Below are 13,665 nucleotides of genomic sequence, written 5' to 3'. Positions count from 1 at the left end.
ACTACCCCGCCGCGCGCCCGGACCGGCGTCAGGCGCCGCCGAGGGCCGCGTCGAGCTCCTGCCCGAGCGCCGCCGCCCACAGCAGCCGGGACGCGGGCAGGCCGTCGACCCACGCCACGGGCAGGTCCAGCTCGAGCACCGTGCCGGGCGCGGTCGTGTCGAGCAGGCCGTGCACGGCGAGCGCGTCGACGCGGCGCAGGGCCCCGACGGCACCGACCCACGCGGCGGCGTCGGCGGGCTTGGTGCGTGCGTCGACGACGACCCACGCCTGGTCGGGGCGCACGTCGCGCAGCAGGGCCGCCGCGAGCGTGCGGTCGCGGGCCTCGGGCCCCACCCGCAGGGCGAGGACGCGGGGTGCGGCGGGGTCGCGGACGGCGGCGGCCGCCCCGGGGGCGGCGGGCGCGTCGAGCTCGACGACGGCGGCCGGCGGCAGGTGCCAGCGGGCGGCGAGCGACCGGGCCACGAGCACGGCGTCGTCGCCCGTGCCCACGACGGCGAGCACGGTGCCGGGGCCGCGGGGCCGCTCGGGGGCCGTGGGGATCCGGCCGAGCACGGCCGACAGCGTGACGGGGCCGGAGTCCAGCACGGTCGCGGGCACGCCGAGCCGCGCGAGCTCGGCGCGCAGCTGCGGCGAGCCCGGGGCGGGCACCTCGGGCGCTCGCGGCGGGGCGGGGGGTGCCGAGGCGGTGCGGGCGGCGGGCTCGTCGGTGGCGGTGGTGGGCGGGTCGACGACCTCGGGCCCGGTTCCGACGAGCGAGCGGACCTGGCGCAGCACGTCGGCGAAGCTCTCCGACCCGGTCGACACGCTGGTCGGGGCCGGGTCGGCGGGCGGCGGCAGGGCCGCGGCGGTGCGGGGGTCGCGCGGCGCCTCGTCGTGGCCGGGGCCGACGTCGTCGCGGTCCGCGGCGGCGAGCAGCGCCTCGATGCCCGTCGGGGCGGGCGCGGTCGGCCCAGCGGGGGCGGGGGCGGGGGCGATCGCGCGCTGGGGGCGGCGGGCGAACTTCTTCGGCGCCGCCTCGGGCTCGTCGGGCACGTCGACGGTGACCTCGAACCGCTCGGTGGCGAAGAACCCGGCGAACCCGCCGGAGCGGATCCGCTCGGCCTGCACGATGCGGGCGCGGGGGCCGAACGTCTCCCGCACGTGCGCGACGAGCTCGCCGAGGTCGGTGCCCTCAAGCAGCAATCGCGTGGTCACCGCTCACCATCCCCACGGTCTCGACGTCCACCCCCGCGGACGTCACCTCCGTGTAGGAGAGCACAGGCAGGCGCGCGGTGCCCAGCGCGACGAGCCGGCGCAGGGCGGGGCGGATCGCGGGCGCGCACGCCAGGACGACGCCGCGGCCGTCCTGCTCGGCGCGCTGCACGGCCAGGCGCAGCTGGGTGAGCATCGAGTCCAGGCGCTGGGGGTCGACGAGCAGCTGGGTGCCGCCGTCGCCGGGACGCAGCTGCTCGGCGAGGTGGTGCTCGAGGGTCGGCTCGAGGGTGAGCACGCGCAGCACGCCGTCCTGCACGTAGGGCGCGGCCAGGGCCGGGCCGAGCGCGAGCCGGGCGGCCTCGACGAGCCCCTCGGGGTCGGTGCTGACCTTGGCGCGCAGCGACAGCGCCTCGTAGATCCGGCCGAGGTCGCGGATGGGGACCTCCTCGACGAGCAGGCCCTGCAGCACCCGCTGCACCTCGCCCAGCGACATGAGGGTGGGCACGAGCTCCTCGACGACGGAGGGGTTGACGCGCTTGACGCCCTCGGTGAGCACGCGCACGTCCTCCCGGCCCAGCAGGCGCGCGGCGTTCTGGGTGACCAGCGCACCGAGGTGGGTGATGAGCACCGAGACGCGGTCGACGACGGTCGCGCCGTGCAGCTCGGCGGTGTGCCGCAGCTCGGCGGGCACCCACTTGCCGGGCAGCCCGAACACCGGCTCGGACACGGACGTGCCGGGCAGCGCCGCGAGGTCGTCGCCGAGGGCGAGCACGCGGCCGGCGGGGGCCTGACCGCGGCCGACCTCGACGCCGGCGATCCGCACGGCGTAGGTCGACGCGGGCAGGTCGACGCTGTCGCGGGTGCGCACGGGCGGCACGACGATGCCGAGGTCCATGGCGACCTTCTTGCGCAGGCCCCGCACGCGCGCCAGCAGGTCCTGCTCGGGGCCGGTGCCGACGAGGTCGACGAGGTCGGGGGCGAGCAGCACCTCGAGGGTGTGCACGCGCATCTGCTCGATGATCTGCTCGGGGGTGTCGCCCGCGGGCGCACCGGTGACCTGCGCCTGCTCCTGCTCCGCCTGCGCGGCGGCCTCCTCGGCCTTCGCGGCGCTCTTGGCCCGCTGCCCCAGCAGCACCAGCCCGGAGCCGACGAGCAGGAACGGCAGCTTGGGCATGCCGGGCAGCAGCGCCAGGGCGATGGCCGCACCGCCGGCGATCAGCAGGGCCGAGCGCGACTGCGTGAGCTGCTTGGCCGCCGCGGTGCCCATGTCGCCCTCGGCGGTGGCGCGGGTGACGACGATGCCGGTGGCGACGGACAGCAGCAGCGCGGGGATCTGGGTGACCAGGCCGTCGCCGATGGTCAGCAGCGAGAACCGCTCGATGGCCTCGCCGGCGGACATGCCCATCTGGGTCATGCCGATGACGAACCCGCCGACCAGGTTGATGACGGTGATGATGATGCCGGCGATCGCGTCGCCCTTGACGAACTTCGACCCGCCGTCCATCGCGCCGTAGAAGTCCGCCTCGGCGCTGATCTCCGCGCGGCGGCGGCGGGCCTGCTCCTCGTCGATGAGGCCGGAGTTGAGGTCGGCGTCGATGGCCATCTGCTTGCCGGGCATCGCGTCGAGCGTGAACCGGGCCCCGACCTCGGCGACGCGGCCGGCGCCGTTGGTGATCACGGTGAACTGGATGACCACGAGGATCAGGAAGATCACCAGGCCGATGACGAGCGACCCGCCGACGACGAAGTGCCCGAACGCGTCGATGACGTCGCCCGCGTACCCGTCGCCGAGCACGAGCCGCGTCGAGGCGACGTTCAGGCCCAGCCGGAACAGCGTGAACACCAGGATCAGCGACGGGAAGATCGAGAAGTCCAGCGGCTTCTGCACGTACATGCTGGTCAGCAGGATCACCAGGGACGCGGTGATGTTGACGACGATGAGCAGGTCGAGCATCTGCGGGGGCAGCGGCACGACGAGCAGCAGCACGACGCCGACCACCCCGGCGGGCACGGCCATCTGCGCGACGGGGGCGTTCTTCACGGTCGTCTCCTCGGGGTGCGGCGCACGTCGGGCGCGCCGTCGGGCAGGGTCGTGCCGGTCGGCAGGCGGTGCTGACCGGCTCCGGCTCCGCGCCGGCGCAGGGCCATCACGAACGCGAGGACGCGGGCGACGGCGGTGAACAGCTGCTCGGGGACCTCGGCGCCGAGCTCGCACGCGGCGTGCAGGGCCCGGGCCAGGGGGACGTCCTCGACGAGCGGGACGCGGTTCTCGGTGGCGAGGGCGCGGATGCGGGTGGCGACGGCGCCCTGGCCCTTGGCGATGACGCGGGGGGCGCCGCGGCCGGGCTCGTAGCGCAGCGCGACGGCCACGTGCGTGGGGTTGACGAGCACGACGTCGGCCTTGGCGACCTCGGACATCATGCGGTTGCGGCTCATGCGCGCCTGGCGGGCCCGGATCTGGCCCTTGACCATCGGGTCGCCCTCGGTGCGCTTGTGCTCCTCCTTGATCTCCTGCTTGGTCATGCGCGTCTGCTTGCGGTTGCGCCGCACGACCACGACGACGTCGGCGACGGCCATGAGGACGCCGGCGACGATCCCGAACCGCAGGAGCTGCGCGGCGCCGGAGCCGGCGAGGTCGAGCAGACCCTGCAGGGGCATCCGCCCCGACGTCATGAGCACGGGCACCAGGCCCTGCACGACGAGGACCATGACGACCGCGACGGCGCCCGTCTTGAGGACCGTCTTGACGGCCTCCCACCAGACCTGGCCGCCGAAGAGCTTCTTGCCCATCGACACGGGCTTGAGGTGGTCGAACTTGGGCTTCATGCTGCGGAACCGGATGCCGCCCTGGGCCGCCGCGACCGCGAGCGACACGACGACCAGCACCACGAACATCGGTGCCAGGGTGCTGATCACGGAGCCGAGGCCCACGCCGAGCACGTCGAGCGCCGCCTGCGGGGTGGGCGTGCGGGCCACGTCGCGCACGTGCGCCATCTGGTCGAGCGCGGCGTCGCCGGCGTTGGAGATGACGGTCGGCAGCATGAGGGCGGCCGCCCCCAGGCCGAGCCAGGCGGACAGGTCCTGCGAGCGCCCGAGCTGCCCCTTGCGGTGCACCTCCTTCATGCGCTGCGCGGTGGCCTTCTCGGTGCGCTCGCCGCCGCCCTCCCCGCCGCTCACCGCAGCACCTCCGGGACGAGGGTGAGGGTCTCGCCGCTGAGCGTGGAGACCACGCCGGGCAGCGCGAGGACGGCGAACCCGCCGAGCGTGAGCGTCAGCAGGATCTTCAGGGGGAAGCCGAGGGCGAACGCGTTCAGCGCGGGCGAGACGCGGGTCAGCAGGCCGAGGCCGACGTCGGCGAGGAACAGCACGACGAGCAGCGGGCCCGCGATCTGCAGCGCGGCGACGAACATGCCGGTCAGCCCGTCGGTGAGGGTGCTCGCGAGCTCGGCGGGCGCGAACGACAGCCCCAGCGGCAGCGCGTCGAACGTGCGCACGAGGCCGGTGAGGACCATGTGGTGCCCGTCGGAGGCGAACAGCAGCACGATCGCGAGCAGCTGGTACAGGCGGGAGAACTGCGCACCGCTGGACATGCTCAGCGGGTCGAACGCGGCGGCGATCTGGAACCCGCCGAACAGGTCGATGAGCGAGCCCGCGGCCTGCACGGCCGAGAACAGCAGGTAGACGAGGAACCCGGTGGCCGCGCCGATGGTCGCCTGCAGCACGAGCGCCCCGACGAAGCCGGCGGTGCTGGCCTGCTCGACCTGGTCCATGCCGGGGGCGACGGCCAGCGCCAGGCCCGTGGCCAGCGCGACCTTCACGCCCGCGGGGATCGCGCGCTGGGAGAACGGCGGGGCGATCACGAGGAAGGCGACGATGCGCACCGCCACGAGCATCGTCGTCTCGACGGCGCCCAGCGGCAGCGTCAGCGCGGTGCCCGGGAAGTCCACGTCAGCCCCCGACCAGCGCGGGGATGCGGTCGAACAGCTCGGTGGTGAAGCTCGTCAGCTCGGTGATCATCCAGTGCCCGGAGATGAGCAGCGCCGCGGCGACCGCGACGGCCTTGGGCACGAACGAGAGCGTGACCTCCTGGATCTGCGTCACCGACTGCACGAGGGACACGGCGAACCCGACGACGAGGGCCGTCACGAGCACCGGCGCGGAGAGCTTGGCGGTCAGGACGAGCGCGTCGAGGGCGACGTCGAGGACGGCGGTGGTGTCCATCAGCCCGCCCCGGTGTACGAGCCGACCAGCGACGTGACGATCAGTCCCCACCCGTCGACGAGGACGAACAGCAGGAGCTTGAAGGGCAGCGACACCATGATGGGCGGGAGCATCATCATGCCCATCGACATCAGCGCGGCCGAGACGACCAGGTCGATGACGAGGAACGGCACGAAGACGACGAAGCCCATGATGAACGCGGCGCGCAGCTCGGACAGCAGGAACGCGGGGGCCAGCACCGTGAACGGGACGTCGTCGGGCGTGGCGGGGTTCGGGCGGTCGGCGGCACGGGTCAGCAGGGCGATGTCCTGCTCCCGGGTGTGGGCGAGCATGAAGTCGCGCAGCGGCTCCTGGCCGGCGTCGACGGCCTGCGTGAACGTCAGCGACCCGTCGAGGTAGGGCTGCACGCCGGCCTCGTTGATGCCGCCCAGCACGGGCGCCATGATGAACAGCGACAGGAACAGCGCGATCCCGGCGAGGACCTGGTTGGGCGGGACGCCCTGCAGGCCGAGCGCGTTGCGGGTCAGCGACAGCACCACGACGATCTTGGTGAAGCTCGTCGTCAGCAGCAGCAGCGACGGCGCGACCGACAGCAGCGTGATGCCCAGCAGCACGACGATCGAGCTGCTCGGCGTGCCGTTGACGCCGTTGACGCCGACGCTCACGGTGCCCTGGCCGGGCTCGGCCGGTGCCTGCGGCTGCGCGGGGGCGGCCGGCGGGGCCGGCTCGACCGCGGCGTGGGCGCCGGACGCGCCCGTCACGGACAGCACGACGACGAGCGCGGCGACGACCGCGAGGAGCAGCAGGACGCGGGGCAGCGCACGGCGGGCCGTGGCGCGGGCCGCGCTCACCGGCGCACCGTGCGGTCCTGGAGCGCACGCACCGTGTCGCGCCAGGTCCGCGGGGACAGCAGGGAGCCCGCGAGCGGGTCGGGGCGCAGGGCGATGACGTCGGCGTCGCCGAGCCCGTGCACGTCGGCGCCGGCCGGGCGGGTCACCGCGGCGCGCGGGGCGCCGGAGACCGCGGCGTCCTCGACGGACGGGCGGGGCGTGGGCAGCGACGCCACCGGGGGCAGGTCCGCCACGGGGGCGATCTCGGTGAGCATCGTGACGTGCTGCTCGCCGTAGCCGACGAGCAGGCGCCGGTTGCCGACGGCGACGACCGCGACGCCCGCGTGCCGGCCGAGGGCCTGCCGGGTGACGAGGTGCAGCTGGGCCTCGCGCGAGGTGTCGGCGACCCGGGCGCGCCCGAACCGGCGGGCCAGGTACCAGACGAGCCCCACGACGCACGCGAGCGCCAGCAGCACCCGCGCGGCGAGCAGGACGCCGTCCATCAGCCGACCGGGTCCGCGCCGGCGACGATCTCGGTGACGCGCACGCCGTAGTCCTCGTCGACGACGACGACCTCGCCGCGGGCGATGAGGCGGCCGTTGACGACGATGTCGGCGGGGCTGCCGGCGGTGCGGTCGAGCTCGAGCACGGTGCCGGGCGTGAGGTCGAGGACCTGGCGCAGCGGCAGCCGCGTGCGGCCGATCTCCGCGGTCAGGGTCATCTCGACGTCGTAGAGGACGCGCAGGGTGCTGCCCGAGCCGGCACCCGGGGCCGCGGCCGCGCCGGTGCGCTGCGTGGGCACCGCGGCGGGTGCGCCCTGCACGCGCACGGCGCACCAGGCGACGGGCGCGCCGTCGACGGACAGCGCGAAGACCTGGGAGTCGGAGCCCACGACCTCGCCGGCCGTGGAGGTGCGCGTCGGCTCGAGCACGCCCGTGCCGAGCGCGGCCGCGGCGGCCTCGAGGGCCGGGCGCAGCGCGTCGCCGGCCTCGACGCCGCCCGCGGCGAGCGCCGCGACGACGTCGGGGCCGAGCACGAGGGCGACCTCGGCGGTGACGGGCCCGATGACGGCCGCGACGAGCGCGGGGGTGCCGGCGTCGGGCCGGCCCGCGGCGGTCACGGGCGAGACGGCGAGCGGACCGGCGGCCGGGACGAGCGCTGCGGCGGCCTCCGCGGCCTGCAGGACGGTCGCGTCGGTGGGGGTGGCGATGGTGCTCATGCGGGGTTCTCCTCGACGCTGACGACCTGGCAGGCGAGCCGCGAGCCGTGGCTCCCGGCGGCGGCACGGGCGAGCACGATCCCGTCGACGACGACCTCGAGAGGCCGGCTCGCCGGGTGGTGCAGGGGCAGGAGGTCGCCGACGGCCAGGCCGGCGACGTCCCGCGGGTGGACGATCTGGGGCTCGCAGCGCACGACGACCTCGACGGGCACCTCGCGCGACGCACGCTCCAGGTCGGCGCGGGCGGCGGCGACGGCACGCTGCTCGTCCTCGTCGCCGGCGGGACCGCCGTCGGCGGCGCGCAGGGCGCCGAGCACGACGTCGGCGGGCAGCATGAGCGTGGCGGGGTCGGTGCGCTCGCCGACGCGCAGCGCGAACGAGCCGACGAGGACCGCGTCGGACGCGGCCACGGCCTGCACGAACTGCGGGTTGTACTGGACCTGCTTGAGCGTGAGCTTCAGGGGCAGGACCGCCGCGAACGCGTACCCGAGGTCGTCGAGGGCGTGCTGGAGGATCTCGCGGACCACGGTGGTCTCGATCTCGGTGAGCTCGCGCCCCTCGCGCTCGTCGCCGATGCCCGTGCCGCCGAACAGGTAGTCGACCCACACCAGCGCGGTCGCGACCGGCAGCTGCAGGATCGCGGTGCTGCGGGGGGTGTCGATCTGGCACAGGAACACCGCGGTGGGCGTGGCCAGGCCGCCGACGTACTCGTCGTACGTCATGAGGGCCAGGTCCTCGTTGGTCGCCTGGGCGGGGGTGCGCAGGCGGGCCGTGAGCTGCGTGCCCCAGAGGCGGGCGAAGCGCTGCAGGGCCATCTCGAGGTGGCGGGCGTGCTCGCGCGAGAGCGTCAGCGGGCGCCGGAAGTCGTACGGCACCGGCTCGGTGCTGCGGCTGCGACGACGCGTGGGCGCGACGGGGCGTGCCGGCTGCGTGGGGGCTGGTGTCACGTGCTGCTCATCGGCGAGCGGGCACGGGTGTTGAGCAACCCGAACGGAGCAATCTCGAACACGTGGTGCTCCTCGCCGGGCCCGTCCTGGGCCCGGTGCCGGACCCGTCCGAGGGGGTCCGGCCCGAGGCGTGACCCGGCACCCTCCCTGGCGCCGGCGTTCCTGCCTCGCGTGCGCGACCGTCAGGACGGTCGTGCCGCGGTCATTGCGTGACGTAGTTGGTCAGGTAGACGTCCATCACCTCACCGTGGTAGGCCTCCTCGATCCGCTGCAGCAGCTCGGTCTTGAGCTCCTCGCGGCCCTCGCCGCTGGACACCTCGGCCAGCTCGCGCCCCGAGTACAGCGCGATCGCGATGTCGATGGCCTTGGAGCCGTCCGGCTCCGGCGCGTCGTACCCGCCCTCGGAGTAGGCGAACTGCAGGCTCATGCCGAACCGCAGGTAGTGCCCGTCCGCCAGGTTGAGGCTGATGGGCTCGATCGTGAGGATGTCGCCCGGCTCCTGCGTGGGCTCCGGCTCGGGCTCGCCGCCGCCGCTGCCCAGGAGGAAGAAGGCCGCTGCTCCCCCGAGGACCAGCACGACGACGCCGATGATGATGAACAGCAGCTTCTTGCTCTTCTTCGGCGGCTCCGGCGGCGGCTCGGGGGTCTTGTCCCGCGCACCGATGGAGCCGCCGGGCTTGCCGCCCCCGATCTTCCCACTCGACACCACACGCTGCTCGACAGCCATGCTCACCCCTCCTTCGTCCGCGGGTCGCCCGACCCGTCGTCCTGCGCACCGGGACGGTCCCGGCGCGTGCCTGCTGCGTTCAGCCGTCCGAGACGGATGTCAGGAGCTCGCGCACCGTCTCCGGCGCACCGCTGAGGACCACGAGGTCCACCCGGCGGTTCGCCGCGAGCGACGCGTCGTCGAGCCCTTGCGCGATCGGCCGGGCGTCGCCGTACCCGATGGCGGAGATCCGCCGGCCCGGCATCCCGTCGCGCTCGACGAGGTGCCGCAGCACCTGCGTCGCCCGGTCCGCCGACAGCTCCCAGTTGGTCGCGTACCGCGAGCCCGCGGGCAGCACGTTGGCGTGCCCCTCGATCGCGATCTGCTCCTGCAGCCCGACGAGCGTGGGTGCCGCCGCGTCGAGCACCTGGTGGGCGGTGGGCGTCAGCTCGGCCCGCGCCGGGGCGAAGAAGACGTCGTTCGCGATCAGCCCCATGACCAGGCCGCGCTCGTCGATGCGGAACTTCACGAACGCGTCCAGGCCCTGCGACTGCAGCTGGGTGCGGATCTCGTCCCGGATCTCCTCCAGGTGCCCCGCCTCCGCGCGGGCGGCGGCCACGAGAGCCTCCTCCGCGTCGGTCGTCGGCTGCGGCTGCGGGTCGATCACGTTGGTGCCCTGCTGGCCCAGGCCCTCGTCGGCGGAGACGAGGTCGGACGAGCCGCTGGCCTCCTGCTCGGTGAGGGCGCTGACGGCGTCGAGCACGTCGGGGTTGCCGTCGAGCACCGCGACCGACTGGCTCGCGTCGCCGAAGCCCGCCGCGAGCGACTGCTTGAGCTCGACGTACTTCTGCTGGTCCACCTGGCTGATCGCGAAGAGCACGATGAACAGGGCCATGAGGACCGTGATCATGTCGGCGTACGAGACGAGCCACCGTTCGTGGTTCTCGTGCTCCTCCTCGTGACCGCCCTTGCGCCGCCCCTTGGGGGCGTGGCCGCTCACGCGGCCTCCTTCTCGGCGGCCTTCTCGCCGCCCGGGGGCAGCAGGCTGCGCAGCCGCTCGCCGACCGTGCGCGGGTTCGCGCCGGCCTGCACGGCCAGCAGCCCCTCGAGCGTGACCTCCATCTGCGCGCACTCCATGTCGGAGATTCGCTTGATGCGGGCGGCGAACGGCAGCCAGACGACGTTGGCCGACAGGATGCCCCACAGGGTGGCGACGAACGCGGCCGCGATCATGTGGCCCAGCGACGACGGGTCGGCCAGGTTCTCCAGCACGTGCACCAGCGAGATGACGGTGCCGATGATGCCGATCGTCGGGCCGTAGCCGCCCATGTCGGTGAAGTACTTGGCGTGCATCCGGTCCTGGGTGCGCTTCGAGGCGATCTTGTCCTCGAGGATGATCCGCAGGTCCTCGGGGTCGGTGCCGTCGATCGCGGCCTGCAGCCCCTGGCGCAGGAACGGGTCGTCGATGTCGCGCGCGGCGTCCTCGAGAGCCAGGAGCCCTTCGCGGCGGGCGCGCTCCGACAGCCCGACGATCGTCTCGACGGTCTTGCCGGGGTCGGGCGCCTTGCTGAACAGCGCCTTCGGGACCGCCTTGTAGGAGCCGATCACGTCCTTGAGGGTGTGGCCCGCGATGCCGACCGCGATCGTGCCGCCCCACACCAGGATCAGCGGCGCGGGGAGGAAGATCGACATCGGGTCCGCGCCCTCAAGGATCATCATGGTGAAGATCGCGGCGAGGGCGGCGACGAGGCCGATGAGGCTGGCGGGATCCATCACACGCTCCTCGGTCGCAGGGGGACGGGCGGGGGGGCGGGCTCGCCGTCGGCCTCGGGGGCGGGGACGAGCTCCATGCGGGGGCCGCGGTCGATCTCGCGGGAGCGGGCCAGCAGGCCGGCGCGGTACGCGGTGATCAGCTCGATGACCTCGTCGAGAGGCTCGCGGACGATGAACTTCGTGCCGTCGATGAGCGTGAGGATCGTGTCGGGCGCACGGTCCACACGCTGGATGAGGTCCGGGTTCACCCCGAACTGGCCTCCGTTGAGGCGCGTCACGACGATCACGGCGAGTCCCGTCCCTGGTCACCTGGTGCCGGCGGCGGCGGTGTGCCGCCGGACCCGTCCGTGGGTCCTGGCACCCACCCCATCGGCGGGCGGCCGGTGCTGTTGAGAGGTCGTGCGGGCGGACGGGCGGCGGCCGCCGTCACGTCTGGAAGGCCCAGTGCCACGGCTCGCGCGGCGTGTCCTCGGCGAACCCGTACGCGCCGGCGTTCTGGCGCATCCACGCCTGCGCCTTCGCGTCGAGGTCGAGGTCCACGGCCATGCCCCACCCGTGGTCGGACGTGCCCGGGGCGGCCGCGAGCCCGCCCTGGGAGTACAGGCCCTTGCGTCGCACCAGGTCCACCTGCGTCTCGTACGTGCGGTACGAGTCGGTGATGCCGATGTCGACGCCCTGGGCCTGCGCGGCCGCGAGGAGCTTCTCGAGCTGACGGGCGGCGGGCTCGAACAGACGGTGCCCGGTGTCGCCGACCGCGGAGACCGCGGCCTCGGGCAGCCGGCCGTTCTCGTGCCCGGCCAGCGCCACGGGCAGGGGGTCGCCGTTGATGCGGGTCTCCCCCGACGGCGCGAGGTCCGCGGCGGACAGCGTCGACGTGCTCGTGCTGGTGCCCGCGCCGACCTGCTCCTCGAGCACCGAGGCGAACGCCGCCCCGGCGGCCGTCGACGTGGTGCCCGAGGCACCCGTGACGGCCGCCGACGACATGCCGGTGACCAGCTGCTCGATCTGCGAGACGCGCGCCGCGAGCGCGGCGATCCCCTCCATGTCGTCCCCCCGTCAGCCCGCGCGTCAGCGCTTGAGGTTGACGAGCTCCTGGAGGAGCTCGTCGGAGGTCGTGATGACACGGGAGTTCGCCTGGAAGCCGCGCTGGGCGACGATCAGGTTGGTGAACTCGCTCGACAGGTCGACGTTCGACATCTCGAGCGCACCGCCCGCGAGCGAGCCGCGGCCGCCCTGGCCGGCCGCGCCCAGCGCCGCCTCGCCCGAGTTGACGGTCGTGCGGAACAGCGACCCGCCGGCCTTCTCCAGGCCCGCCGGGTTGGTGAACGAGCCCAGCGCGATGCGCCCGATGACCTGCTTCAGCGAGTTCGAGAACGACCCGACGATGGTGCCGTCCGCGTTGAGCGAGAACGACTGGAGCACACCGGCGGCCTGGCCGTCCTGCGAGACGGCCTGCGTCGTCTCCAGGCCCGCGAAGCCCGTCATGGCCGACAGGTCGACGTCGACGCCGCCGACGGTCAGCGTCGTCGGGGCGGTGATCGCACCGGTCGTCGCGTCGAACGTCATCGCCGCGGGGGCGACGGTCGCGGTGCCGTCGGTCGCGCCGACGTCCCAGCCGGTGGCCGTCTTGGTGAACGTCAGCTCGAGCTCGCGCTCGTTGCCCGTGGCGTCGTACACCGAGATGGCCCGGGTGAGCACGGTGCCGGTGTCCTCGGCCTGGTCGAGGTTGCCGCTGAACACGGCGTTCTGCGTGGCGACGGCCGCCATGAGCGTGCCGGCCGGCACCCGCAGGTCCGTCAGCGGGCCGTTGGTGTCGACGACCCCGTTGACGGCCGCCCACCCCTGCACGAGCGCGCCCTCGCCGGGCAGCACCATCTGGCCCGTCGCGTCGAAGTCGAACGACCCGGCACGCGTGTAGAACTGCTCGGCGCCCTTGCGGACGACGAAGAACCCGTCGCCCTGGATCATCATGTCGGTGCTGCGGCCCGTGAGCTGCGAGGCGCCCTGCGTGAAGCTCGTGGTGATGCCCGCGACGCGCACGCCGAGGCCCACCTGCGCGGGGTTGGTGCCGCCGACGCCCGCCTGGGCGCCGCCCGCGTTCTGGATGACCTGGCTGAGGGTGTCCTGGAACTGGATCTGCGAGGACTTGAAGCCCGTGGTGTTGACGTTGGCGATGTTGTTGCCGGTGACGTCGAGCATGGTCTGGTGGCTGCGCAGGCCGGAGATGCCGGAGAAGAGCGAACGGAGCATGGTCGGTTCCTTTCGAGGGTGGCCGCGTCAGGCGGTCGTCGTGGAGGAGCCGGTGCCCGCGGAGGCGTCGGCGTCGGGGGTGGTCGTGGAGGACGTGCGGGTCACGGAGGAGACGGAGTCGAGCGGCAGCTCGGTCTCGCCGATGCGGACGACCGGGACGGCGCCGGAGTAGGAGACGGAGTCGACGAGGCCGCTCTGGGTGACGCCGTCGCCGTCGACCCACGTGACCTTCTGGCCGACGAGCTGGGCGGCGTTGGACCGCATCTGCAGGGCGAACGCCTCGCGCTGGGTGTCGGCGAGCTCGACCAGCGCCTCCATCATCGACATCTGCGACGTCTGGGTCATGAGCTGCGAGGAGTCCATGGGGGCGCTCGGGTCCTGGTTGCGCAGCTGCGTGACGAGCAGCTCGAGGAACGCCTGCTTGTCGAGCTCCCCGTTGGACGCGGTCGTGGACGCGGTCGTCGAGGTCGCCGCCGTCCGGTCGGTGGTCAGGTAGGACACGTCGATGCTCACGTCAGCCTCCG

The 13,665-nt window shown here is 73.9% G+C and carries 16 protein-coding genes; all 16 read right to left on the bottom strand.

What is annotated here, in order from left to right:
• Positions 1-28: 28 nt before the first annotated feature.
• Positions 29-1,195, bottom strand: coding sequence for a hypothetical protein (locus tag BKA21_RS14160; RefSeq protein ID WP_140460674.1), 1,167 nt, complete (start codon positions 1,193-1,195; stop codon positions 29-31).
• Positions 1,173-3,212, bottom strand: coding sequence for a flagellar biosynthesis protein FlhA (locus BKA21_RS14155; protein WP_218887597.1), 2,040 nt, complete (start codon positions 3,210-3,212; stop codon positions 1,173-1,175). The genes BKA21_RS14160 and BKA21_RS14155 overlap by 23 nt, the downstream gene beginning before the upstream one ends.
• A gap of 20 nt (positions 3,213-3,232) precedes the next feature.
• Complete coding sequence (locus tag BKA21_RS14150) at positions 3,233-4,372, bottom strand: EscU/YscU/HrcU family type III secretion system export apparatus switch protein (RefSeq protein WP_239072997.1); 1,140 nt, start codon at positions 4,370-4,372, stop codon at positions 3,233-3,235.
• Positions 4,369-5,088: a flagellar biosynthetic protein FliR gene (locus BKA21_RS14145; protein WP_140460734.1), complete on the bottom strand. Its 720-nt coding sequence runs from the start codon at positions 5,086-5,088 to the stop codon at positions 4,369-4,371. Before BKA21_RS14145 ends, BKA21_RS14150 begins: the two co-directional genes overlap by 4 nt.
• Before the next feature lie 55 nt (positions 5,089-5,143).
• Positions 5,144-5,416 carry a flagellar biosynthesis protein FliQ gene (gene fliQ / locus BKA21_RS14140; RefSeq protein ID WP_140460676.1) on the bottom strand — a complete coding sequence of 91 codons (273 nt, stop codon included), beginning with the start codon at positions 5,414-5,416 and terminating at the stop codon, positions 5,144-5,146.
• Complete coding sequence (fliP, locus tag BKA21_RS14135) at positions 5,416-6,267, bottom strand: flagellar type III secretion system pore protein FliP (protein ID WP_239072996.1); 852 nt, start codon at positions 6,265-6,267, stop codon at positions 5,416-5,418. Before fliP ends, fliQ begins: the two co-directional genes overlap by 1 nt.
• Positions 6,264-6,749, bottom strand: a complete 486-nt coding sequence (locus tag BKA21_RS14130) for a flagellar biosynthetic protein FliO (RefSeq protein ID WP_140460677.1) — start codon at positions 6,747-6,749, stop codon at positions 6,264-6,266. The genes fliP and BKA21_RS14130 overlap by 4 nt, the downstream gene beginning before the upstream one ends.
• Entirely contained in the window at positions 6,749-7,465 is a 717-nt protein-coding gene (fliN, locus tag BKA21_RS14125) for a flagellar motor switch protein FliN (protein ID WP_140460678.1), read from the bottom strand. The genes BKA21_RS14130 and fliN overlap by 1 nt, the downstream gene beginning before the upstream one ends.
• Positions 7,462-8,412 (bottom strand): flagellar motor switch protein FliM, encoded by a 951-nt coding sequence (locus tag BKA21_RS14120; RefSeq protein ID WP_239072995.1) that lies wholly within the window; start codon positions 8,410-8,412, stop codon positions 7,462-7,464. Before BKA21_RS14120 ends, fliN begins: the two co-directional genes overlap by 4 nt.
• A 202-nt stretch (positions 8,413-8,614) precedes the next feature.
• Complete coding sequence (locus tag BKA21_RS14115; protein WP_140460679.1) at positions 8,615-9,139, bottom strand: flagellar basal body-associated FliL family protein; 525 nt, start codon at positions 9,137-9,139, stop codon at positions 8,615-8,617.
• A 79-nt stretch (positions 9,140-9,218) separates the two neighbouring features.
• Positions 9,219-10,118 carry a flagellar motor protein MotB gene (locus BKA21_RS20230; RefSeq protein ID WP_140460680.1) on the bottom strand — a complete coding sequence of 300 codons (900 nt, stop codon included), beginning with the start codon at positions 10,116-10,118 and terminating at the stop codon, positions 9,219-9,221.
• Entirely contained in the window at positions 10,115-10,891 is a 777-nt protein-coding gene (locus BKA21_RS14105) for a motility protein A (RefSeq protein ID WP_140460681.1), read from the bottom strand. Before BKA21_RS14105 ends, BKA21_RS20230 begins: the two co-directional genes overlap by 4 nt.
• On the bottom strand, positions 10,891-11,178 hold the full coding sequence (locus tag BKA21_RS14100) for a flagellar FlbD family protein (RefSeq protein ID WP_140460682.1): 288 nt from the start codon (positions 11,176-11,178) through the stop codon (positions 10,891-10,893). The genes BKA21_RS14105 and BKA21_RS14100 overlap by 1 nt, the downstream gene beginning before the upstream one ends.
• Positions 11,179-11,317: 139 nt before the next feature.
• Positions 11,318-11,935, bottom strand: a complete 618-nt coding sequence (locus tag BKA21_RS14095; protein WP_140460683.1) for a M15 family metallopeptidase — start codon at positions 11,933-11,935, stop codon at positions 11,318-11,320.
• A gap of 24 nt (positions 11,936-11,959) precedes the next feature.
• Complete coding sequence (locus BKA21_RS14090) at positions 11,960-13,141, bottom strand: flagellar hook protein FlgE (RefSeq protein ID WP_140460684.1); 1,182 nt, start codon at positions 13,139-13,141, stop codon at positions 11,960-11,962.
• 27 nt (positions 13,142-13,168) lie between these two features.
• Positions 13,169-13,654: a flagellar hook assembly protein FlgD gene (locus BKA21_RS14085; protein WP_140460685.1), complete on the bottom strand. Its 486-nt coding sequence runs from the start codon at positions 13,652-13,654 to the stop codon at positions 13,169-13,171.
• Positions 13,655-13,665 lie beyond the last annotated feature (11 nt).

The sequence above is a fragment of the Cellulomonas oligotrophica genome, from assembly GCF_013409875.1.
Taxonomy (GTDB): Bacteria; Actinomycetota; Actinomycetes; order Actinomycetales; family Cellulomonadaceae; genus Cellulomonas; species Cellulomonas oligotrophica.
This window is presented reverse-complemented; position numbering and strand designations above follow the sequence as displayed.

Coding starts and splice junctions, on each gene's coding strand:
- BKA21_RS14130 (WP_140460677.1), bottom strand. CDS start 6,749: ATGGACGGCGTCCTGCTCGCCGCGCGGGTGCTGCTGGCGCTCGCGTGC.
- BKA21_RS14095 (WP_140460683.1), bottom strand. CDS start 11,935: ATGGAGGGGATCGCCGCGCTCGCGGCGCGCGTCTCGCAGATCGAGCAG.
- BKA21_RS14155 (WP_218887597.1), bottom strand. CDS start 3,212: ATGGCCGTGCCCGCCGGGGTGGTCGGCGTCGTGCTGCTGCTCGTCGTG.
- BKA21_RS14115 (WP_140460679.1), bottom strand. CDS start 9,139: ATGGCTGTCGAGCAGCGTGTGGTGTCGAGTGGGAAGATCGGGGGCGGC.
- BKA21_RS14105 (WP_140460681.1), bottom strand. CDS start 10,891: ATGGATCCCGCCAGCCTCATCGGCCTCGTCGCCGCCCTCGCCGCGATC.
- fliQ (WP_140460676.1), bottom strand. CDS start 5,416: ATGGACACCACCGCCGTCCTCGACGTCGCCCTCGACGCGCTCGTCCTG.
- BKA21_RS14145 (WP_140460734.1), bottom strand. CDS start 5,088: ATGCTCGTGGCGGTGCGCATCGTCGCCTTCCTCGTGATCGCCCCGCCG.
- fliN (WP_140460678.1), bottom strand. CDS start 7,465: ATGAGCACCATCGCCACCCCCACCGACGCGACCGTCCTGCAGGCCGCG.
- BKA21_RS14090 (WP_140460684.1), bottom strand. CDS start 13,141: ATGCTCCGTTCGCTCTTCTCCGGCATCTCCGGCCTGCGCAGCCACCAG.